This is a genomic window from Bacillus sp. D48C (genome assembly GCF_053345735.1).
The window spans coordinates 117884-140874 of the sequence record NZ_JBKFAQ010000008.1 but is presented as its reverse complement, the minus strand read 5'-3'; the positions used below and the strand labels follow the sequence as shown (position 1 = coordinate 140874).

The 22991-nt window shown below is 37.6% G+C and carries 25 protein-coding genes; all 25 read right to left on the bottom strand.

Features of this window, described 5'->3' with window-relative positions; genetic code table 11:
• Nucleotides 1-39: 39 nt before the first annotated feature.
• Nucleotides 40-1296, bottom strand: coding sequence for an RIP metalloprotease RseP (gene rseP, locus ACLBXA_RS19625; RefSeq protein ID WP_001090241.1), 1257 nt, complete (start codon nucleotides 1294-1296; stop codon nucleotides 40-42).
• Nucleotides 1297-1313: 17 nt separating this feature from the next.
• Complete coding sequence (gene dxr / locus ACLBXA_RS19620; RefSeq protein WP_242297027.1) at nucleotides 1314-2456, bottom strand: 1-deoxy-D-xylulose-5-phosphate reductoisomerase; 1143 nt, start codon at nucleotides 2454-2456, stop codon at nucleotides 1314-1316.
• A 23-nt stretch (nucleotides 2457-2479) separates the two neighbouring features.
• The gene (cdsA, locus tag ACLBXA_RS19615; RefSeq protein WP_000813589.1) at nucleotides 2480-3271 is read right to left on the bottom strand and encodes a phosphatidate cytidylyltransferase; all 792 of its coding nucleotides are present in this window, start codon (nucleotides 3269-3271) and stop codon (nucleotides 2480-2482) included.
• A gap of 17 nt (nucleotides 3272-3288) precedes the next feature.
• Nucleotides 3289-4065 carry an isoprenyl transferase gene (gene uppS / locus ACLBXA_RS19610; protein ID WP_000971296.1) on the bottom strand — a complete coding sequence of 259 codons (777 nt, stop codon included), beginning with the start codon at nucleotides 4063-4065 and terminating at the stop codon, nucleotides 3289-3291.
• Between the two features lie 85 nt (nucleotides 4066-4150).
• On the bottom strand, nucleotides 4151-4708 hold the full coding sequence (gene frr / locus ACLBXA_RS19605) for a ribosome recycling factor (protein ID WP_000531505.1): 558 nt from the start codon (nucleotides 4706-4708) through the stop codon (nucleotides 4151-4153).
• A 2-nt stretch (nucleotides 4709-4710) separates the two neighbouring features.
• Entirely contained in the window at nucleotides 4711-5433 is a 723-nt protein-coding gene (gene pyrH, locus ACLBXA_RS19600; RefSeq protein ID WP_000042669.1) for a UMP kinase, read from the bottom strand.
• A gap of 66 nt (nucleotides 5434-5499) precedes the next feature.
• Complete coding sequence (gene tsf, locus ACLBXA_RS19595; protein WP_001018576.1) at nucleotides 5500-6387, bottom strand: translation elongation factor Ts; 888 nt, start codon at nucleotides 6385-6387, stop codon at nucleotides 5500-5502.
• A gap of 103 nt (nucleotides 6388-6490) precedes the next feature.
• The gene (gene rpsB, locus ACLBXA_RS19590) at nucleotides 6491-7192 is read right to left on the bottom strand and encodes a 30S ribosomal protein S2 (RefSeq protein WP_000111485.1); all 702 of its coding nucleotides are present in this window, start codon (nucleotides 7190-7192) and stop codon (nucleotides 6491-6493) included.
• Nucleotides 7193-7539: 347 nt separating this feature from the next.
• Nucleotides 7540-8319 carry a GTP-sensing pleiotropic transcriptional regulator CodY gene (gene codY / locus ACLBXA_RS19585; protein WP_000421290.1) on the bottom strand — a complete coding sequence of 260 codons (780 nt, stop codon included), beginning with the start codon at nucleotides 8317-8319 and terminating at the stop codon, nucleotides 7540-7542.
• 77 nt (nucleotides 8320-8396) lie between these two features.
• Nucleotides 8397-9788, bottom strand: coding sequence for an ATP-dependent protease ATPase subunit HslU (gene hslU / locus ACLBXA_RS19580; protein ID WP_000550083.1), 1392 nt, complete (start codon nucleotides 9786-9788; stop codon nucleotides 8397-8399).
• A 22-nt stretch (nucleotides 9789-9810) separates the two neighbouring features.
• Complete coding sequence (hslV, locus tag ACLBXA_RS19575; protein ID WP_000526274.1) at nucleotides 9811-10353, bottom strand: ATP-dependent protease proteolytic subunit HslV; 543 nt, start codon at nucleotides 10351-10353, stop codon at nucleotides 9811-9813.
• Between the two features lie 42 nt (nucleotides 10354-10395).
• Nucleotides 10396-11295, bottom strand: a complete 900-nt coding sequence (gene xerC / locus ACLBXA_RS19570; RefSeq protein WP_001101245.1) for a tyrosine recombinase XerC — start codon at nucleotides 11293-11295, stop codon at nucleotides 10396-10398.
• Nucleotides 11296-11360: 65 nt separating this feature from the next.
• Nucleotides 11361-12665: an FADH(2)-oxidizing methylenetetrahydrofolate--tRNA-(uracil(54)-C(5))-methyltransferase TrmFO gene (gene trmFO / locus ACLBXA_RS19565; RefSeq protein WP_000213006.1), complete on the bottom strand. Its 1305-nt coding sequence runs from the start codon at nucleotides 12663-12665 to the stop codon at nucleotides 11361-11363.
• 48 nt (nucleotides 12666-12713) lie between these two features.
• On the bottom strand, nucleotides 12714-14792 hold the full coding sequence (gene topA, locus ACLBXA_RS19560; RefSeq protein ID WP_001286957.1) for a type I DNA topoisomerase: 2079 nt from the start codon (nucleotides 14790-14792) through the stop codon (nucleotides 12714-12716).
• A 144-nt stretch (nucleotides 14793-14936) separates the two neighbouring features.
• Nucleotides 14937-15806: a DNA-processing protein DprA gene (gene dprA / locus ACLBXA_RS19555; RefSeq protein WP_000818044.1), complete on the bottom strand. Its 870-nt coding sequence runs from the start codon at nucleotides 15804-15806 to the stop codon at nucleotides 14937-14939.
• Nucleotides 15807-15894: 88 nt separating this feature from the next.
• Entirely contained in the window at nucleotides 15895-16797 is a 903-nt protein-coding gene (sucD, locus tag ACLBXA_RS19550) for a succinate--CoA ligase subunit alpha (RefSeq protein ID WP_000115178.1), read from the bottom strand.
• Between the two features lie 19 nt (nucleotides 16798-16816).
• Nucleotides 16817-17977 (bottom strand): ADP-forming succinate--CoA ligase subunit beta, encoded by a 1161-nt coding sequence (gene sucC / locus ACLBXA_RS19545; RefSeq protein WP_001020784.1) that lies wholly within the window; start codon nucleotides 17975-17977, stop codon nucleotides 16817-16819.
• A 193-nt stretch (nucleotides 17978-18170) separates the two neighbouring features.
• On the bottom strand, nucleotides 18171-18944 hold the full coding sequence (locus ACLBXA_RS19540) for a ribonuclease HII (protein WP_001171121.1): 774 nt from the start codon (nucleotides 18942-18944) through the stop codon (nucleotides 18171-18173).
• Nucleotides 18945-19000: 56 nt separating this feature from the next.
• Nucleotides 19001-19891 carry a ribosome biogenesis GTPase YlqF gene (ylqF, locus tag ACLBXA_RS19535; RefSeq protein WP_000236702.1) on the bottom strand — a complete coding sequence of 297 codons (891 nt, stop codon included), beginning with the start codon at nucleotides 19889-19891 and terminating at the stop codon, nucleotides 19001-19003.
• A gap of 20 nt (nucleotides 19892-19911) precedes the next feature.
• A complete protein-coding gene (gene lepB / locus ACLBXA_RS19530; RefSeq protein ID WP_000711853.1) occupies nucleotides 19912-20463 on the bottom strand; it encodes a signal peptidase I in 552 nt (183 codons plus the stop codon).
• 101 nt (nucleotides 20464-20564) lie between these two features.
• Nucleotides 20565-20909, bottom strand: coding sequence for a 50S ribosomal protein L19 (rplS, locus tag ACLBXA_RS19525; protein WP_001186516.1), 345 nt, complete (start codon nucleotides 20907-20909; stop codon nucleotides 20565-20567).
• 146 nt (nucleotides 20910-21055) lie between these two features.
• Nucleotides 21056-21790, bottom strand: a complete 735-nt coding sequence (trmD, locus tag ACLBXA_RS19520; protein ID WP_000686901.1) for a tRNA (guanosine(37)-N1)-methyltransferase TrmD — start codon at nucleotides 21788-21790, stop codon at nucleotides 21056-21058.
• Nucleotides 21790-22305 (bottom strand): ribosome maturation factor RimM, encoded by a 516-nt coding sequence (rimM, locus tag ACLBXA_RS19515; RefSeq protein WP_000170272.1) that lies wholly within the window; start codon nucleotides 22303-22305, stop codon nucleotides 21790-21792. The genes trmD and rimM overlap by 1 nt, the downstream gene beginning before the upstream one ends.
• Nucleotides 22306-22425: 120 nt before the next feature.
• Nucleotides 22426-22653, bottom strand: a complete 228-nt coding sequence (locus ACLBXA_RS19510) for a KH domain-containing protein (RefSeq protein WP_000737393.1) — start codon at nucleotides 22651-22653, stop codon at nucleotides 22426-22428.
• A 14-nt stretch (nucleotides 22654-22667) separates the two neighbouring features.
• The gene (rpsP, locus tag ACLBXA_RS19505; protein ID WP_000268748.1) at nucleotides 22668-22940 is read right to left on the bottom strand and encodes a 30S ribosomal protein S16; all 273 of its coding nucleotides are present in this window, start codon (nucleotides 22938-22940) and stop codon (nucleotides 22668-22670) included.
• Between the last annotated feature and the right edge of the window lie 51 nt (nucleotides 22941-22991).

Genomic DNA, 22991 nt, shown 5'->3' with positions numbered 1-22991 from the left:
ATTCTACGGGCTCTATTTCATTATAAGTTTCATTCTATTTTACAAGAAAAACTTACGAATGTCATTCCATGTTACAACTAACATTAATAACATTAATAATGCAAAACCAATAAAGTGAACCATTCCTTCTTTTTGACGGTCAATTGGTTTTCCTCGTAACGCCTCAATTAAGAAGAAGAATAAACGGCCACCGTCTAAAGCAGGAACTGGTAATAAATTGAATAAACCAAGATTAATACTTAAAACTGCCGCTAAACTTAGTACACGCGTAAATCCATAATCTACAACTTGATCTGTTAGATTATAAATTCCTACTGGACCTGACAACTCATTAATAGAAAATTGACCAGTTACTAATTTCACAAGAGATTCAAAAATTAGTTTCGTCCATTGGTATGTTTGTTCAAATCCTGATTTAATAGAACCCATTACTGTTTTCTCTACAGGGGAATAAACACCAATTCTACCAACTTCGTCTTTTCCTTCTTTATCGAGTGTTGGCGTTACTTTCACATTAAACTGTTCATTATCACGCTTTACTTGTAACGTAATTTCTTTATCCGGATTTTCACGTACAATGTCAACAACATCTTTCCATGTACTTGTGTTTTTTCCATCAATCGCTTGAATTGTATCATTCTCTTTCAATCCAGCTTGCTGTGCTGCACTATTATCCATCACTTTTCCGACCATTGGTTTGTCAATAGGAACCCCTTGTACAAATCCAAGAATCACAAAAATAACAAATGCTAAAATGAAGTTCATTGCAGGACCCGCAAAGATTGTTAAAGCGCGTTGCCCTAATTTTTTTGAACCAAATTGTCTATTATACGGAGCAATTTGAATTTCTTCCCCCGCAGTAATAATACGAGCTTTTTCATTCACTCGGAACGTTTGAAGCTCTTCCTCGTACTCCTCATAGCCCGAAATTGTTAGATTGTGCTCCAAATCAGCTTGTTCGACTTCAATGACACGAACATTTGGATACTTTTCATATCCATCAAAAACTAATTTCACAACTTCGTCTTTTTCATTTAATACAAGGCCAACCTTTTTCCCAGGCTTTAACTCAACTGTGTCCGCATCCTCGCCAGCCATTCTTACATAGCCACCAAGGGGCAGTAATCGAATCGTATACACCGTTTCATTCTTTTCAAATGAGAATATTTTCGGACCAAAACCAATCGCAAACTCGCGGCATAAAATACCTGCTCTTTTTGCGAAATATAGATGTCCTAGCTCATGGAAAAATACGAGTGCACCGAAAATTAATATAAAGGCAATCGCTGTATTCAATTCCATAACCACCTTTGCTAAATTTGTTCCATCACAAACCGTCTTGTGGCTGCATCAATTTCCAGAATTTCCTCTAAGCTCGGACGTGCAATGACATTGTGATGGTTCATTGCTTTTTCAATGAGGTCTTCTACTGTTAAGAAACCAATTCTCTTTTGTAAAAAGGCTTCAACAGCTACTTCATTCGCTGCGTTCATTACAGCTGGCATACTTCCACCTGCTTTTCCAGCTTCATACGCAAAACGTAGACAACGGAATCTTTCTTGGTCCATTTTCTCAAAATGCAACGTCCCTATTTCCCATAAGTTTAACTGTTTTGTGTCTGAAAGAGGCAATCTATCAGGATATGTAAGTGCGTATTGAATTGGTACTCGCATATCAGGTGAACCAAGCTGCGCCATTACACTACGATCTTCAAATTCAACCATAGAATGGATAATACTTTCTTTATGTAAAACAACATCGATTTGCTCGTAAGGGATACCAAAAAGCCAATGTGCTTCAATTACTTCTAGTCCCTTATTCATCATTGTAGCAGAATCAATTGTAATTTTCGAACCCATTGACCAGTTTGGATGTCGAAGCGCATCTTCTACGGTCACATGATGCAATTCATCCCTCGTTTTATCACGGAAACTTCCACCAGAAGCCGTTATAATAAGACGAGAAATTCTTTTCTCATTTTCACCATTCAAGCATTGAAAAATAGCTGAATGTTCACTATCTACTGGAAGTAACGAAACATTATGTTTTCGTGCTGCTTCCATTACAAGATGTCCTGCAGTTACTAACGTTTCTTTATTTGCAATTCCAATTGTTTTTTTCGCCTCAATTGCACGAAGTGTTGGTAACAACCCTACGCTACCTACAACAGCATTTACTACAATCTCCGCATCTGGATGTAATGCTACTTCTAAAAGCCCTTCACTACCATATACAATTTTTGTATTACCAGAAACAGCTTGTAATTTTGAAACATCTTCCTCTCTTTGCACAGAGACGATTTGCGGAGAAAATTCTTGAATTACCTTTACTGCGTAGTCAATATTTTTCCCTACAGAAAAAGCAACGAGACGGAATTGGTCTGGGTGCGAGCGTAATACATCTAAAGTTTGTGTACCAATTGATCCGCTCGCACCTAATAAACTAATGTTTTTCATGACTCCAACCCCTCGTTCATTTATTAATTGTATTGTAATAAGAAGTAGAGAATTGGTAAAACGAATAACCAACTATCTGTTCGATCTAATATACCACCATGTCCAGGTAAAATTGTACCTGAATCCTTTACGCCATAATGACGTTTAAAAGCAGATTGTACTAAATCACCAATTTGTCCAAAAATAGAAATGATAATTGTCAGCACAATTAAAATTACTACATTCGATTCAACTGGGAAGAACGCGTTGTAAACAAGTGCCACGATAATTCCGCAAACGATGCCGCCTAATGAACCTTCAATCGTTTTATTTGGACTAATTTCTGGCCACAATTTTCTCTTGCCTAATGCTTTTCCTACGAAATATGCGCCTGAATCAGTAGCCCATATAATAAATAATGCGCAAAACACATATTTAATTCCTAATATTCTCGTTTCATTTAAATATAAGAATCCCATTGCCACATATGTCGTTGCCATCAGTAAAAATGAAGCATTATCAAAAGTAAATGTATTCTTAGAAAGGACTGTATATGATAAAAGTAATAAAACAATCACAAATGTGATTTCCAATTTACCTAATCCAATCCATGTAAACAGTTCTGATGCACTACTTGGAATTAAAAGAATCCACAATAATACTGCAGCTAAAACTGTCGGTACTGAAATAAGCGTAAGCTTATTCATACGAATTAATTCATATAAACCTATAGAAGCAAGTGCATACACTAAAACCGTAAAAGGCACGCCACCGTATATTACGATGGGAATGAATAGCGCGGCAGCAACCACTCCAGTAATAATTCTCTGTTTCACTACCAAACCCTCTCTTTCTACACGCCTCCGAATCTGCGCCCTCTATGTTGAAAGTCAGTAATTGCATTTAGCAAATGTTCTTCTTTGAAGTCTGGCCAATACACGTCTGTAAACCAAAACTCCGAATACGCAATTTGCCATAACATGAAATTACTAATACGTAGCTCTCCGCTTGTTCGGATTAACAACTCTGGATCAGGTAAAGAACTCGTCATTAAGTAGGAAGAAAGCATTTCTTCACTTACCTCTTCAGAACGAATTTTTCCTTCCTCGTTATCTTTCATCATATGTTGCACAGCAGAAACGATTTCATCTCGACTTCCATAGTTTAACGCGAAATTAAGAATTAATCCCGTATTCTCTTTCGTATCTTCCATGGCTTTCTCCATCGCTCTGCGTGTATGCGTAGGAAGACGATCTTTTTGCCCTATTACTCGGACTTGTACGTTTTCTTCAATCAATTCTGGTAAAAATGTACCTAGAAATTCTTCTGGAAGCTTCATTAAATAATCAACTTCCTTTTTCGGTCTTTTCCAGTTCTCAGTTGAAAAAGCATAGAGAGTTAACACTTTCACATTAAGTTTACTTGCAAATTTTGTAATTTTCTTTACAACTTGCATACCTTCATGATGTCCCGCAATACGAGGCATTGCTCTCCTCTTTGCCCATCTTCCATTCCCATCCATAATGATGGCAATATGTTCTGGGATATATCCTTTTTTCACTTCTTCAACGAGATGATCAAACGATGTGTCCTTTTTACCTTTAAAAAAAGGAAAGTTTTTAAACATCATTCATACCCTCCAACAAGCAGACGTATGCCTAAAAGTGTAAAAAGACCCCCTTAAGAAGAGGGTCATATTTGCGAAGTAATCGCTATTACACTTCCATGATTTCTTTTTCTTTGTTTTTTGCGATTTCGTCAACTTTTGCAATATATTTATCTGTTTCTTTTTGGATATCTTCAGTATATCCTCTTAAATCATCTTCTGTAATCTCGCCAGCTTTTTCAAGCTTCTTAAGATCATCATTTCCGTCACGACGTACGTTACGAACAGCAACTTTTGCTTCTTCAGCATATTTTTTCACAACTTTAACAAGATCACGACGACGCTCTTCTGTTAATGCAGGGAATGCAATACGAATTACAGTTCCATCATTAGAAGGGTTTAAGCCTAAATCTGCTTTTAAAATTGCTTTTTCGATATCACCGATAGAAGTTTTATCATAAGGTTGAATTACAAGTAAACGTGCTTCTGGAACTGTAATGTTCGCTAATTGCACAACTGGTGTTGGTGCACCATAGTAATCAACTTGTACCTTATCTAATACAGACGAGCTTGCACGACCAGCGCGAACTGTTGCTAATTCACGAGAATAAGCAGCAACTGCTTTTTCCATTTTTTCATTTGAAGACTTCAATACTTGTTGTCCCATATTTATTTCCCCCTTACAACTGTTCCAATATTTTCGCCTAAAACGGCACGTTTAATATTACCTTTTTCCATAACCGAGAATACAATTAATGGAATATCATTATCCATACATAGAGAAGAAGCTGTAGAATCCATTACACCTAAACCTTCTTTTAATACATCTAAGTAAGTAAGCGTTTCGTATTTCGTAGCCGTTGGGTCAATAGATGGATCTGCGCTATATACGCCATCCACATTATTTTTCGCCATTAAAATAACGTCTGCTTCGATTTCCGCTGCACGTAATGCTGCTGTTGTATCTGTAGAGAAGTATGGATTACCTGTACCTGCTGCAAAGATAACAACACGTTTTTTCTCTAAGTGACGAACTGCTTTACGGCGAATGTAAGGCTCTGCCACTTGACGCATCTCAATTGAAGTTTGTACACGAGTTTGGATTCCAATATTCTCCAAGCTATCTTGAAGAGCTAATGAATTCATAACTGTAGCTAACATGCCCATGTAATCTGCTCCTGCACGATCCATGCCCATTTCACTTCCAATTTTCCCACGCCAAATGTTACCGCCACCAACAACAACAGCAACCTCTACATCAAGTTCTGCAATTTCTTTTACTTGTTCTGCAACTGACTTAATAACAGTTGGATTAATTCCAAATCCTTGCTCTCCAGCTAAAGCTTCTCCACTTAACTTTAAAACGACACGATTATATTTCGGTTTACTCATAATGAACCTCCAATTGCTTACATCTTTATTTTAAAAAAGGGAACACAATGTGTTCCCTAATCTGTATTAGTTACTACCTTTTACTTGGTTCATTACTTCTTCAGCAAAGTTGTCTTCACGTTTTTCGATACCTTCGCCAACAGCGTAGCGAACGAATCCTTTTAATGTTCCGCCTTTAGACTCAACGAACTGACGAACTTTCATATCAGGGTTTTTAACGAATGCTTGGTCAAGTAAGCAAATCTCTTCGAAGAATTTGCCTAGACGGCCTTCAACCATTTTTGCAACGATTTTTTCAGGCTTGCCTTCGTTTAATGCTTGTTGTGTTAATACTTGACGCTCATGCTCAACTTCTTCAGCTGTTACAGCATCGCGGTCGATGTATTTAGGGTTAACTGCTGCAATGTGCATTGCTACATCTTTAGCAGCTGCTTCATCAGTAGAACCTTCAAGAACTGTTAATACACCAATACGTCCACCCATGTGTAGGTAAGCGCCGAATGCATCTGCATCAGTTTTTGATACGATTTCGAAACGACGAAGTGTAAGTTTTTCACCAATTTTAGCGATTGCTTCGTTGATGTGCTCTTCTACTGTTTTGCCGCCTTCAATTGTTTGAGTCATAGCTTCTTCAACGTTAGCAGGTTTGTTAGCTAATAAGTGAGCAGCTAGTTCTTTAATTAATGCTTGGAAACCTTCGTTTTTCGCAACGAAATCAGTTTCAGAGTTTAATTCTAAGATTAAAGCGTCGTTACCGTTTGTTTCGATGAAAGTTAAACCTTCAGCAGCAATGCGGTCTGCTTTTTTAGCAGCTTTCGCAATACCTTTTTCACGTAAGAAGTCAATTGCCTTCTCCATGTCGCCGTTAGTTTCTGTTAAAGCTTTTTTGCAGTCCATCATACCTGCGCCAGTTTTTTCACGTAATTCTTTTACCATTTGAGCAGTGATTGCCATACTTTTCATCCTCCTAAAATATGTATTTATACTTTTTATAAAGGTGTTTATACCTTAAAAAAGGTGATAAAAGGCCGAACCCCTTATCACCTTTCCAACTTTGTTACGCAGTAACAGTTTCTTCACCTTGTTTTGCTTCAAGGATCGCGTCTGCCATTTTAGATGTAAGAAGTTTTACAGCACGAATTGCATCATCGTTTGCTGGGATAACGTGATCGATTTCGTCTGGATCACAGTTTGTATCAACGATACCGATGATTGGAATGTGTAATTTGCGTGCTTCAGCAACTGCAATACGCTCTTTACGAGGGTCTACTACGAATAATGCACTTGGAAGACCTTTCATATCTTTAATACCGCCTAAGAATTTCTCAAGACGCTCTAACTCTTTTTTAAGTTGAACAACTTCTTTCTTAGGTAGTACTTCGAAAGTACCATCTTCTTGCATTCTTTCGATGTCTTTAAGACGCTTGATACGCTTTTGGATTGTTTGGAAGTTTGTTAAAGTTCCACCTAACCAACGTTGGTTAACGAAGTACATACCCGCACGAGTTGCTTCTTCTTTAATAGCTTCTTGTGCTTGTTTTTTAGTACCTACGAATAAAATGTCTCCACCTTCAGCAGCGATGTCACGCATCGTTCTGTAAGCTTCCTCAACTTTTTTCACAGTTTTTTGTAAGTCGATGATGTAGATACCGTTACGCTCTGTGAAAATGTAACGCTTCATTTTTGGGTTCCAACGACGAGTTTGATGTCCGAAATGAACACCAGCTTCAAGCAATTGCTTCATAGAAATTACTGACATAATATAGTTCCTCCTAAATGGTTTTTGATATCCTCCGTTTACTTCATCTCTAAGCGAAACTACAAACGTAGCACCAACACTTAAATCAGTAAACGTGTGTACTTTGTACTGACACCACTGCTTACTATATCATACTGAAATATTACAATCAAGTCGAAAATGCGAACAATGTAAAACTTTCTTTGTTCATACTCGAATTCTAGTATTACCAACCTTCATTTCTTTTAAGCAAAAAAGCAAAATACAATTAATAGTTTTCCCAGAAAACACGCTTATGCCACTTTTCACAAGCACCATCAATCATTGCACAAAAAAACTCTCCTCAATCGAGGAGAGTTTTTTATAAATTAGTTTGTTTTTAATTTAGCAAGTTCCTGTAGAAACTTGTCGTTTAGCACTTTAATGTATGTTCCTTTCATACCTAAAGAGCGAGACTCAATAACACCAGCACTTTCTAATTTACGTAGTGCATTTACGATTACAGAGCGAGTAATTCCTACGCGATCAGCAATTTTACTTGCAACAAGTAAACCTTCTGTTCCATTTAATTCTTCGAAGATGTGCTCAATTGCTTCTAACTCACTGTAAGATAATGAGCTGATCGCCATTTGAACAACAGCTTTACTACGTGCTTCCTCTTCGATTTCTTCTGCTTTTTCACGTAAGATTTCCATACCTACAACAGTTGAGCTGTACTCAGCAAGGATTAAATCGTCATCTAAGAACTCTTGACCTAGACGAGCTAATACTAATGTACCTAGACGCTCACCACCACCAACGATTGGTACGATTGTAGTTAAACCTTGACCAAATAATTCTCTGTTTTCTACTGGGAATGCTGTGTAAGCACTGTTCACATCCAAGTTTGAAGATGTTTCTGTAATGTTGAATAAGCTTTGTGTATATTCTTCTGGGAATTGACGTTCTGCAAGCATTTGCTTCATGCGTTCGTTTTCGATTTGTTGGTGAATTGCATAACCTAGTAATTTACCACGACGGCTAACTACGAATACGTTTGCTTCGATTACTTCACACATTGTGTCAGACATTTCTCTAAAGTTTACAGGCTTCCCTGCTGCGCTCTGTAATAACGCATTTAATTTTCTTGTTTTTGCTAATAATTCCATTTCAAAAGTTCCTCCTACATGTTACTCACATATTTTTTCATCACTTGGAAACTAGGGCGAGTCACCTGATGACACTATTACAAAATAAACTGGCTCACATCTTTATTTTTAGCAATTGATGCTAATTTCTCCTCAACGTATTGAGGGGTTATCGTTATTTTCTCTAACGTAATTTCAGATGCTTCAAACGATAAATCTTCAAGGAGCTTCTCCATAATCGTATGAAGTCTTCTTGCTCCAATATTATCTGTATCCTGATTAACTTGATAAGCAATCTCAGCAATCTTACGAATAGCTTCGTCTGAAAATTCAATTTCTATACCTTCAGTCGCTAATAATGCCATATATTGTTTAATTAACGCATTGTCAGGCTCGATTAATATTTTAACAAAATCGTCTGTCGATAATTTCGTTAATTCTACTCGAATCGGAAATCTCCCTTGCAATTCCGGAATTAAATCCGACGGTTTAGACATATGGAACGCTCCAGCTGCAACGAATAAAATATAATCCGTTTTTACTGATCCGTATTTTGTCGCAACATTCGACCCTTCTACAATTGGCAAAATGTCACGTTGCACACCTTCACGTGATACATCTACGCTATTCGACTGCTTACCAGCAATTTTGTCAATTTCATCGATAAAAATAATCCCGAGCTGTTCAGCACGATAAACAGCCTCTTGTGTAACTTCATCCATATCAATTAAGCGCTGTGCCTCTTCATTTGTCAAGAGTTTTCTTGCTTCTTTTACAGAAAGTTTACGTTTTTTTGTTTTTTTCGGCATAAAACTCCCTAACGCATCTTGGAAATTCATTCCCATTTGCTCCATGCCAGTTCCTTGTAACATATCAAACATTGACGACTGTTGCTCAGTCACTTCAATCGATACAATTTCGTCTTCAAGAAGCCCTGCAGCAAGCTTTCTCTCCACATCTTGACGTTTCTTTTCAATTTCACCATCTTCTTGTGTATCAGACGTTTGACTCGAATTTTGAGCGCCCCCAAAAAGCATCTCTAATGGATTTTTAAATCCAGATTGCTTCTCCGGACTCGGCACTAAAATTTCAACAAGACGTTGATTCGCTTGCTCTTCTGCTTTATCTTGAACTTTCACTACCATTTCTTCTTTTACAATACGAACCGATGTTTCCACAAGGTCACGTACCATCGACTCTACATCTCTACCCACATATCCAACTTCTGTAAATTTTGTAGCCTCAACCTTAATAAAAGGTGCTCCAACGAGTTTCGCCATTCGTCGTGCTACCTCTGTTTTCCCAACACCTGTCGGTCCAATCATCAAAATGTTTTTAGGTGCTATTTCATCACGTAAATTTTCAGCTAATTTACTGCGACGGTATCGATTTCTCAACGCTACAGCAACCGCTTTCTTTGCGTCTTTTTGACCGATGATGTATTGATCTAATTTTTCCACAATTTGGCGCGGAGTAAAATGTAAATGCATATAAAATGCCTCCCTTACGATTCTACAATTCTTCAACAATTATGTTGTGATTCGTATAAACACAAATATCGCCAGCAATCTCTAAACTCGCTTTCGCAATTTGTTTCGCTGTTAAGTGTTCACTTGCATATTGCTTTAAAGCACGACCTGCAGAAAGTGCATAATTCCCACCAGATCCAATTGCTAAAATACCATCATCCGGTTCAATCACTTCTCCTGTACCTGAAACAAGGAGCATAGTTGTTTTATCCATGACAATGAGCATCGCTTCTAGTTGACGTAACATTTTATCGCCACGCCATTGTTTTGCCATTTCAACAGCTGCACGCTGCAAGTTGCCATTATACTCTTCTAATTTTCCTTCAAACATTTCAAAAAGAGTAAATGCATCAGCAACTGAACCTGCAAAACCAGCTAAAACTTTACCTTGGAAAAGTCTGCGAACTTTACGAGCTGTATGTTTCATTACAACAGCATTTCCCATTGTCACCTGACCATCTCCAGCCATTGCACATTCTCCATTATGATGAACTGCAAATATCGTTGTAGCGTGGAAATTCCCCATAGAAAAAACTCCTTTATTTGTTTTTATAGCTTTTAAAGCAATTTATGCCCGCGGGTGATGCTTCATGTAAACAGAACGCAATCTTTCTTTAGAGACATGCGTATAAATTTGTGTGGTCGACAAATTCTCATGACCTAATAGCTCCTGTACAGTACGTAAATCCGCCCCTTCATCTAACATATGTGTAGCAAATGTATGCCTTAACATATGGGGACTTATTCGCATTGTCAGTGAAGCCTTTTTAATGAGTTCATTTAAAACATAACGCACTCCACGACTTGTTAGCGGTGTACCTTTCGCATTTAAAAACACCATACGAGAGTCTTCGTCAGTCTTATTAACTAACTGTTTTCTCCCATTCTCTATATAAGTAATTAAAGAATCTTGCGCATAGCTTCCGAACGGAATATACCTTTGTTTTTTTCCTTTTCCCATTACCAAAATTGTTCCCACCGCAAAGTCAATATCGGTAAGTTGTAAATTGACACATTCACTCACACGGATTCCAGTCGCATACATCAACTCTAATAAAGCTTGATTCCTTTGACCTAATGGCGTTCCCGTGTCAGAAACTTCAAATAATTCCTCTAACTCTTCAGCATATAAAAACTTTGGGATTGACAATTCTTTTTTGGGGAGTGACGCAAGTGCAAACGGATTATCTTTCCGATAACCTTCACGCATCAAAAAACGATATAAACTTCGTAAGCTTGATACTTTTCTTGCGACAGATTTACGGGCTAACTTTTCATCGTGCAACGTCGTTAAGTACAAACGAACATCCGCGTATGTAACGTCTAAAAAAGAGGATATGCCTTCTCGCTCCATAAATTGCACAAAATGTTCTAAATCATTTTGATAACTTGCAATTGTATATTTTGAATAATTTCTTTCAATTTGTAAATATCCAACGAATAATTGTAACAATTTCTTCACATTCACACAACTCACCTCAATAAAGGCTACTAAATCGTATCACAACTTAGTAGCCTTTGCAAGAAATTTAACTAAATATTTACAAAATTTTGAATTGTTTCTAAAGCGCGTGTTGCGTATGCTTCATTTCGTTCCGCTTTCTTTTTGATCTTCTTCTCTAACGGTGCAAATAGACCGAAGTTCGCATTCATCGGTTGGAAGTTTTTAGCGTTCGTTGCCGTAATGTAATTTGCCATGCTGCCCATCGCAGTTACTGACGGTAATACAACTGGCTCTTCACCTTGCACAAGACGTGCAGCATTAATTCCTGCTAATAATCCTGATGCTGCTGATTCAACATATCCCTCTACTCCAGTCATTTGACCAGCGAAGAATAAATCATCACGTTGTTTATATTGATATGTTGGACGAAGCAAATTAGGTGAATTAATAAACGTATTACGATGCATTACACCATAACGTACAATCTCTGCATTTTCCAGTCCCGGTATTAACTGTAGCACTTCTTTTTGTGGTCCCCACTTTAAATGCGTTTGGAAACCTACGATATTGTATAAAGTTCCTGCTGCATCATCTTGACGTAACTGAACAACAGCATATGGCGTTTTCCCTGTTTTTGGATCTTCCAATCCAACAGGTTTCATAGGTCCAAATACTAGCGTCTGTCTCCCTCTACTTGCCATAACTTCTACTGGCATACAACCTTCAAAGAAAATTTCTTTTTCAAACTCTTTTAAAGGCACTGTCTCAGCAGCAATTAAAGCCTCATAAAAACGGTCAAACTCTTCTTCTGTCATTGGGCAATTTAAATATGCAGCTTCGCCTTTGTCATAACGCGATTTTAAATATACTTTATTCATGTCAATACTGTCTTTTTCTACGATTGGTGCTGCCGCATCGTAGAAATAGAAATAATCTTCACCTGTTAGTTCTTTTAATTGTGCAGCAAGATCAGGAGATGTAAGTGGACCTGTTGCAATAATTGTTGGTCCTTCTGGAATTTCAGTAAGCTCTTCGTTCACTACCGTTACATTCGGATGGTTTTTTACGTATTCTGTTACTTTAGCTGCGAACTCATGACGGTCTACAGCTAACGCACCTCCAGCTGGTACAGAGCACTCATCTGCCGCACGAATAATTACAGAATCCATTAAACGCATTTCCTCTTTAATAACTCCAACTGCATTTGTTAAAGTGTTTGCACGAAGTGAGTTACTACATACTAATTCAGCAAATTTATCTGTGTGATGAGCTGGCGTTTGCCTTACCGGCCTCATTTCATATAATCTAACTTGGACACCACGTTTTGCAATTTGGTAAGCCGCTTCACTTCCTGCAAGACCTGCGCCAATGACGTTTACTACTTGTGTTGTCATATATATCACCTTTCCTTTTCTTCCCGAAAAAAATGTGAGCAGTTACGCTCACATTTGTTGTTCTTCTTCATAATCGCACGAAATACATTGTACTTGCACGCCTTTTTTCAACTTCTTCTCTACAAGCATGCCTTCACACTTCGGACATTTACGACCAATCGGCTTATCCCAAGATACAAAGTCACATTCTGGATACGTACCGCATCCATAGAAAAGGCGTTTCTTTTTGTTACTACGACGCTCAATAATTTGTCCTTCTTCACATTTCGGACAAGTTACACCGATTTCTTTCACAATCGGTTTTGTATTACGACAATCAGGGAAATTCGAACAAGCCATAAACTTCCCGTATTTACCCATTTTAAAGACCATTGGATGTCCGCATAATTCACAGTCTTCCCCAGCTGGCTCATCTTTAATTTCCACTTCACGCATTTCTTTTTCCGCTTTTTCTAAGCGCGGTTCAAATCCTACGTAGAAATCATCAACAATTTTCACCCAATTGGCATTTCCTTCTTCCACTTCATCAAGGCTTTGCTCCATATTGGCAGTAAATTCAATGTTAATAATTTCCGGGAAAAATTCTAAAATAAGTTCAATTACTATTTCACCAAGTTCAGTCGGAACAAAGCGTTTATTATCCAAGCCTACATATCCACGTTTTTGAATCGTTTCAAGTGTAGGTACATAAGTCGACGGTCTTCCAATTCCAAGTTCTTCAAGTGTTCTTACTAGACGAGCCTCTGTATAGCGCGGAGGAGGTTGTGTAAAATGTTGCTTCGGTTCTAAATCCTTCGAAAATACAGTTTCCCCTACTTCTAAAGGCGGCAACATCTTATCCTTTTCTTCAGCACCATCATCTTTCGACTCTACATACACTTTCATAAATCCTGGGAACTTTACAACCGATCCACTTGCACGGAACTGAACATTGTTATTAATGAGTCTCGCTGTCACAGTATCCATTATAGCAGACGCCATTTGACTTGCAACAAATCGCTCCCAAATCAATTTATATAATCGAAGTTGATCACGACTTAAGAAACTTTTTAGTTCCTCTGGCTTTCTCATTACCGAAGTAGGACGAATTGCCTCATGTGCATCTTGTGCATTTGACTTTTTCGTTTCTTTCTTCTTTTCTGTTCCTATGTATTCCGTACCATACGCTTCAGTGATGTAAGTACGAGCCTCTGTTTGAGCTGTTTCTGAGATACGTGTTGAATCAGTTCTCATATACGTAATAAGACCTACAGTTCCTTGTTTTCCAAGATCTATCCCTTCATACAATTGCTGTGCAAGCATCATCGTTTTCTTTGCTCGCATGTTTAACTTACGTGCTGCTTCTTGTTGCAAGGAAGATGTTGTAAACGGTAATGCAGGATTACGTTTTCGCTCTTTGCGCGTTACATTTTCAACTGAAAACGCATTGTCTTTCATCTGTTCAATTATTTCATTCACTTGCGTTTCATTCGTTAATTGAACCTTTTCCCCATCTACACCGTAAAAGCTTGCTTCAAATGTGTCTTTTCCTTTTACAAATTCTGTTTTAATTGTCCAGAATTCTTCAGGTTCAAAGCTTTGAATTTCCTTTTCACGTTCGATGATTAAACGAACTGCTACAGATTGTACACGCCCTGCACTTAATCCTTTTTTTACTTTCTTCCATAATAAAGGACTAATATTGTAACCAACAAGACGATCAAGTATACGTCTTGCTTGTTGTGCATCTACTAAATCCATATTAATTGCACGAGGATGTTTAAATGATTCTTTGATTGCATCTTTCGTAATCTCATTAAACACAACCCGACAATCTGATTCAACGTCCACATTTAACGTATTCGCTAAATGCCAAGCAATTGCTTCCCCTTCGCGGTCTGGATCGGCCGCGAGATAGACTTTCTTTGCTTTTTTCGCCGCTGATTTTAAATCTTTTAAGACGGGACCTTTACCACGAATGGTAATATACTTCGGGGTGAAGTTGTTCTTTACTTCTATCCCCATTTGACTTTTTGGCAAATCGCGAACATGTCCCATAGACGCGACAACTTTGTATTTTTTCCCTAAATATTTCTCAATGGTCTTCGCCTTAGAAGGCGACTCCACGATCACGAGGTAATCTGACATGCTAGTGCCTCCTTAAGAGGTGGATTCAAGTCTTCATTAATCTTATTGATTTCTCTTGTTTTTGTCAATCAAGAATGAATATACCATACAGTGCCAATCTACCATTTGTCAATAATTGTTTAATAAAAATTTAAAAATATAAGGTTAATTTAAAATCTCTTCCAAGATATCTTCTGCATTTCTTACTAATTTTGCGCCTTGTTGAATAAGATGATTTGTTCCCGATGCCCCCTCTATAAATATAGGTCCAGGAAGCGCAAACACCTCTCTATTTTGCTCTAACGCAAGGTCTGCAGTAATAAGTGTCCCACTTCTCGATTTCGCTTCTACAACTAAAACACCTTTACTTATACCACTAATAATCCGGTTCCTTTTTGGAAAATACCATTTTTTCGGTGCATAGTGCGGAGGATACTCTGTCAATAACAATATATATTCCTTCCACATTTCATATAAATGTCTATTTTCTTTCGGATACATAAACGACAATCCATGCCCTAATATCCCAATAGTGGGACAATGATGCCTTACTGTAATCTCATGAGACATTGTATCTATCCCTTTTGCAAACCCACTGACAATAAGCCACTCTCTTTCTAATAAAGGGTGTAAAATAAATTTCAAGCTCTCATGACCATATAATGATGGTTCTCTCGTTCCAACAACTGCTAATTTATTTACTTTATTTAGAAAATCTTTCTCTCCTTTTCCATATAAAACGAAGGGAGGGTCTTGTATTTCACGTAATAATTGTGGATAATTTTCATCCCATATCGTTATATAAAAGATACGATTTTTCTCTAAATAAGATATATATTGCGGAAGATTTGAACTTTGAAGAAATTTCACTAGTTCTGAAGATTTTTTCGAGGATATTCCAGTGTAGTGCTCCATTTGTTTTTCGTTAAAATTATATATGTTCTTTAATTCTGGATCGACATATAGTAGCCTCTCCATCGCTTTCCAATAATCTGCTAGCAAGTAATGAAGATGTAATAACCGCTCTCTTTTCATCTTGATTCTCCTTACCCATAATTTTTATTATGTAAACAGAAAAAAGTGTAAAAAGACACCCTCAAGTAAGAAGGTGTCTTTCAACAGATTAATAGTTTTTGCAAGTCTCAAATAGACCTTTTTCTTTTAAAACAGAGATTAGCGTTTCTCCCATAACTGCTGGAGTTTCAGCTACTTTAATGCCACAAGCTTCCATTGTTTTAATCTTTTCAGCAGCAGTTCCTTTACCACCAGAAATGATTGCACCAGCATGGCCCATACGTTTGCCAGCAGGCGCTGTTTGACCACCAATGAAGCCTACAACAGGTTTTGTCATATTAGCTTTTACCCATTCAGCTGCCTCTTCTTCTGCTGTACCGCCGATTTCACCAATCATAATTACAGCATGTGTTTCTTCATCTTCATTAAATGCTTTTAACGCATCAATAAAGTCTGTACCGTTAACAGGGTCTCCACCGATACCTACAGCAGTAGATTGGCCAATACCTTCTTGTGTTAATTGATGTACAGCTTCATACGTTAATGTACCAGAGCGAGATACGATACCAACATGACCTTTTTTATGAATATATCCTGGCATAATACCAATCTTACATTCATCTGGTGTGATTACACCTGGGCAGTTTGGTCCAAGTAAACGTGTATGTTTACCAGCCATATATCTCTTTACGTTTACCATATCTAATACAGGAATTCCTTCAGTAATACATACTACTAAATCAATTTCTGCATCAACTGCTTCCATAATTGCATCTGCCGCAAAAGCGGGTGGAACGTATACAACTGAAGCGTTTGCGCCTGTTGCTTTCACTGCATCTTCTACTGTATCAAATACTGGTACACCTTCAATATCAGTGCCGCCTTTACCTGGTGTTACACCACCGACAATTTTCGTACCGTATTCAATCATTTGTTTTGTATGGAATAAACCTTGAGAACCTGTAATACCTTGAACAATAACTTTTGTATCTTTATTAACTAATACGCTCATTTTTCTCCCCCGCTTTCTATTAGCCCACTAGTGAAACAATTTTTTGTGCACCGTCTGCCATAGATTCTGCTGCAACAATATTTAAGCCAGACTCATTTAAAATTTTCTTACCTAGTTCTACGTTTGTACCTTCAAGACGTACAACTAAAGGTAACTCAAGACCTACTTGTTTCGTTGCTTCAATAACACCTTCTGCAATAACATCACACTTCATAATACCACCAAAAATGTTAACGAAGATACCTTTTACATTTTTGTCAGAAAGGATAATTTTGAATGCTTCTGTAACTTTTTCAGCAGTTGCACCGCCACCAACATCTAAGAAGTTAGCTGGGTCACCGTGGTAATGTTTAATGATATCCATTGTAGCCATCGCTAAACCTGCACCATTAACCATACAACCGATATTTCCATCTAAAGGAATGTAGTTTAAATCGTATTTTGAAGCTTCAATTTCTTTTGAATCCTCTTCATCAAGATCACGAAGCTCTAAAATGTCTTTATGGCGATATAACGCATTAGAATCAAAGTTTAATTTTGCATCTAATGCCATAACTTTACCTTCACCTGTTGTAACAAGTGGGTTAATCTCAGCGATAGAGCAATCTTTTTCGATAAACGCACGGTATAAGCCCATCATAAACTTCACAGCTTGTCCTACAAGCTCTTTTGGAATATGGATGTTAAATGCAATTCGGCGTGCTTGGAAACCTTGTAAGCCTACTGCTGGATCAATATATTCTTTAAAGATTTTTTCAGGTGTTTTTTCTGCTACTTCTTCAATTTCTGTTCCGCCTTCTTCAGACGCCATTAAAACAACTTGAGAAGTTGCACGATCTAAAACTAGACCTACATAATATTCTTTTTTAATATCGCAACCTTCTTCGATAAGTAAGCGTTTTACTTCCTTACCTTCAGGACCTGTTTGATGTGTCACAAGTGTAGTTCCTAAAATGCTTTCTGCATATGTACGAACTTCATCTAAATTTTTTGCAACTTTTACTCCGCCAGCTTTGCCGCGTCCACCAGCGTGAATTTGTGCTTTCACTACACATACATCTGTTCCTAGTTCTTTCGCTGCTTCTACAGCTTCTTCTACTGTAAATGCAACCTTCCCGTTCGGAACGCTAACCCCATAGCTTCTAAGGACTGCCTTACCTTGGTACTCATGGATATTCATGGTCCCATCCTCCCCTGTTTTCCTGTTTTACTCGAAAAGTTTTTTAATGTTTAAAAAACATTACATTGCCATTGTATAAGATGATTGGCACGCTGTCTACAATAAAGTGTCAGAAAACTGAAATCGCTTTATTCTTTTTCGAAAATAGTAATGTTTATATGCCAAAATAAAAAATAAGCTGTATATTTACAGCTTATTTTTGAATCATATCTTTAATTGGCGCGAATGACTTTCGGTGTTCATCTAATACTCCATGCACTTCAATTGCCTCTAAATGTTGCTTTGTGCCATATCCCATATGTTGCTCAAATCCGTATTCAGGATACTTTTCTCCCAGTTCTTTCATCATACGATCTCTCGTTACTTTCGCAATAATAGATGCAGCTGAAATAGAAATACTTTTCGCATCACCTTTAATAATTGAGGTTTGCGGAATTGGTGTAGGAAGCTTCATCGCATCAATTAATAAATGTTGGGGTGTACAAGATAAATTTGCAACTGCATCTAACATTGCTTGTTTCGTTGCTTGGTAAATATTAATGTCATCAATAACTTGCGGTGATACAATTCCTACTCCAATTGCAATTGCTTGTACTTTTATTTCATCATAAAAACGCTCACGTTTCGCTTCACTCAGCTTTTTTGAGTCATTTAACCCTGGAATATAAAAATCCTCTGGAAGGACGACAGCTGCCGTCACAACAGGCCCAGCCAACGGGCCACGCCCTACTTCATCAATACCCGCGATATATGTGACCCCTTTTTCACGCAAAGCATTTTCATACTTGGACATTTCAAAAAAATTCTCTTTTTCTTTCTGTTCTAACTCTTTTTGTTTATACCACTTCAAAACGAGCTTTTGAACGCCTTTTCGCTCATCTTTCATTAACAGTTGAAAGCGATCATCTTCTTCATTCATAATTTCTTTCAATACATTTTCCGCTTCTTTTATCGTCATTTTTTGCATTTATACAAACTCCTTTTTAAACGTATCCAAAAAGAAAAGACGCACAAACGCACGTCTTATACTTCTTCTATTTTTTCCACATCTTCTACTTGCTCTGCAAACTCTTCCGGTGTTTCAAACGTCATTTTTCCAAGTTTGCCACCACGAAGCTCACGAAGTACAAGCTCAGATGTCTTATCATAATCAATCATTCCGCCGCCCATTAAGCAGCCTCTATTTTTTCCAATTGCATCGAATAATTCCACAATATCTTCTGGAATCTCATTTAAATTATAGCGTTCTTTCAAGCGTTCTGGATAATGTTTCTCCATAAAACGTAATGCGTAAACAGCTACATCTTGTAAATTTAAAATTGAATCTTTAATTGCACCCGTCGTCGCTAAGCGAAGACCCACTAATTGATCTTCAAATTTAGGCCACAGAATACCTGGCGTATCTAACAATTCCATTTCCTTCCCAACTTTAATCCATTGTTGAGCTGTTGTCACACCTGGACGATCTCCTGTTTTAGCAATATTTTTCTTTGCCAACTTATTAATTAATGTAGATTTACCAACATTTGGTATACCTACAATTAATGCACGAATCGCTCTCGGTCTAATACCTTTTGCAACCATTTTATCAAATTTTTCTTTAACAAGCACTTTACAAGCTGCTGCAATTTCTTTCATACCTTGTCCAGCTTGCGCGTTAATCGAAATTGCCATATGACCTTTTTCTTTAAAATATGCGATCCATTGTTTTGTTAAACGGTCATCTGCCATATCCGCTTTATTTAAAACAACAAGCCTTGGCTTATGTGTAATGATTTCATCAATCATTGGGTTTCGAGATGATAATGGTAATCGAGCATCTACAAGTTCAATTACAACATCAATTAATTTTAATTTCTCCGTTACTTGGCGTCTAGCCTTCGCCATATGCCCTGGAAACCATTGAATTACCATGTTGCCACCTTCTTTTTCATTTATTTCACAATACGTGCGTCTTCTAACGGCCAATATAACATATTAGCTTTACCAATTACTTGATCCATTGAAATCGTACCGATTGAACGGCTATCTTTACTAAAACGACGATTATCACCTAAAACAAATAATTGATCTTTTGGAACGGTTTTCTTGCCTGTCATTTCTTCAAGATTAAAATCATATGTAAGCGGTCCGTCAGCAATTTGCTTTTTCTGCTTGTCTAAATACGGCTCCTCATAAGCCTTTCCGTTAACATACAGCTTATCATTACGATACTCTATTTCATCGCCCGGTAGGCCTATAATGCGCTTAATGTAATCTTTATCTTCTGTTGCTCGAAATACGATAATATCAAATCGTTTCGGATCTCCAATGTGATAACCAATTTTATTTACAATCATTCGATCACGATCATGTAAAGTAGGTGCCATCGATACCCCGTCTACGAGAATTGGCGCAAAGAAAAACTGTCTAATAACACCAGCTAATACAACAGCAATCAAAATTGCTTTAATCCATTCCCAAAGTGAACTCTTCTCTTTTTTCATGCATTTCCCCTCCACGGTTATGTAAGCTGTTCGTATTATACCAAAATTTCATATAGATTGGAAAAAGGGAGCTTGTGCATTTACAAGCTCCCATACATGTCTTATCGAATTTCTTTAATACGTGCTTTTTTACCGCGAAGGTTACGTAAGTAGTATAACTTAGCACGACGTACTTTACCACGGCGAAGTACTTCGATTTTCGCGATTCTTGGCGTGTGAACTGGGAATGTACGCTCAACACCTACACCGTAAGAAATCTTACGAACTGTGAATGTTTCACTAATTCCGCCACCACGACGTTTAATTACAACACCTTCGAAAAGCTGAATTCTTTCACGAGTTCCCTCAACAACTTTTACGTGTACACGTAAAGTGTCACCAGGACGGAATGAAGGAAGGTCAGTTTTTAATTGGCCTTTTGTAATTTCTGCGATTAATTGTTGCATATTAAATTCTCTCCTTTAAACAGATGCTCTTATAAAGTCTTAATAAATTACAGCGGAACATCGTTAATACGGCTACTGATTTCAGTAGCACAAATGTTATAATAGCATATTACTAGGCCTGTTGCAATAGCAAATATATGAAGTTATTACTGCTCTCGCTTTATTTCCTCAAGCCATTTTTTCTCTTGTTTAGATAGATCTCTATCATCTAACAAATCAGGTCTACGCGTATACGTACGGCGCAAAGATTCCTTATGTCGCCATTCGTCAATATTTTTATGATTCCCTGACATTAATACATCCGGTACCTTCATACCACGAAAATCAGCCGGACGTGTATAATGAGGATGCTCTAATAAACCTGTACTAAACGAATCCTCTACTTGTGAAGCATGATTTCCTAGCACGCCTGGCAAGAGACGTACAACACTATCAGTAATAACCATAGAAGCTAATTCTCCGCCCGTTAATACATAGTCACCAATAGAAATCTCATCCGTTACGAGATGCTCACGAATTCGTTCGTCATACCCTTCATAATGCCCACATACAAAGATCAAATGTTCTTCCCCTGCAAGCTCTTCCGCTTTCTTCTGCGTAAATCTTTCGCCCTGCGGACACATTAAGACAACTCTCGGCTTACGCTCTGTCTCTTTCGTCAAATCTTCTACAGCGTCAAAAATAGGCTGAGGAGTAAGCACCATACCAGCTCCTCCGCCGTAAGGATAATCGTCTACGCTATTATGCTTACTTGTTGTATAATCACGAAAGTTAACAACACGAAGGTTTACCGCTTCCTTTTCTTGTGCCTTCTTTAATATAGAAGATCCAAATACACCGGTAAACATGTCTGGGAACAACGTTAAAATATCAATTTTCATTATAGCAATCCTTCCATTACATGAATGGTTACTAATTTATTTTCAATATTAACTTGAAGTACAACGTCATCAATATAAGGAATTAAGAGATCTTGACCCTTCGGACGTTTAATCACCCAAACATCATTTGCACCAGGAGAGAGAATCTCTTTGATTGTCCCTAGCGCTTCTCCTTCTTCCGTTACAACGCTGCAACCAATAATTTCGTGATAGTAGTATTCACCTTCAGCAAGTTCACCTAACTGCTCTTCCGGTACTTTTATTAAAGAACCTTTAAACTTCTCTACTTCATCTACATTGTTATATCCTTCAAATGTTAATAAATCGAATGTCTTATGTTGGCGATGAGAAGTTACCTTCACTGGAAGATAGTCTGTGTCTTTCTCATTCGATATGTATAGCGTGTTTCCTACTTTATATCGCTCTTCTGGAAAATCAGTACGAGAAATCACACGGATTTCTCCTCTTACTCCATGAGTATTTACAATTTTCCCTACGTTAAACCACTTTGTCATAAATAGTATGTCACCCCTGGTTTCTATATAAATTAAGCATCTCCATTTCATAGATGGAACATGCAATCTCTATTTAAATGTTAAAAAAGGGAGAGGAATAACTCCTCGCCCTTTTTACGTTTATTGAATTTCCAGTGTTACTTTTTCATCATTATGATGTCCCACTGAATACAAGAGCATTCGAATCGCTTTCGCAACTCTCCCTTGCTTTCCAATGACTTTTCCAACATCCTCAGGATGTACAGTTAATCGATACTTTATCTCTCCGTTGCAAAGTTCCTGTGTAACTTTTACATCTTCAGGATGATCGACAAGAGGCTTGACAATCGTCTCGACTAACTTCTTCATAGTCATTGCCTCAATTACTTACCTTGTTTAGATAAGTGGAATTTCTCCATGATACCTTGGTTAGAGAATAAGTTACGAACTGTATCAGATGGTTTAGCACCATTTCCTAACCATTTTAATGCTGCTTCTTCGTCGATCTTAACTTCAGCTGGTTGAGCAACTGGATTGTAAGTTCCGATTTCCTCAATGAAACGTCCGTCACGAGGAGAACGAGAATCTGCAACAACTACACGATAGAAAGGAGTTTTTTTAGCTCCCATACGTTTTAAACGAATTTTAACTGCCATTTATAAAGCACCTCCGAATTTATTTCACACAGATAATTATATTAGCAAAAA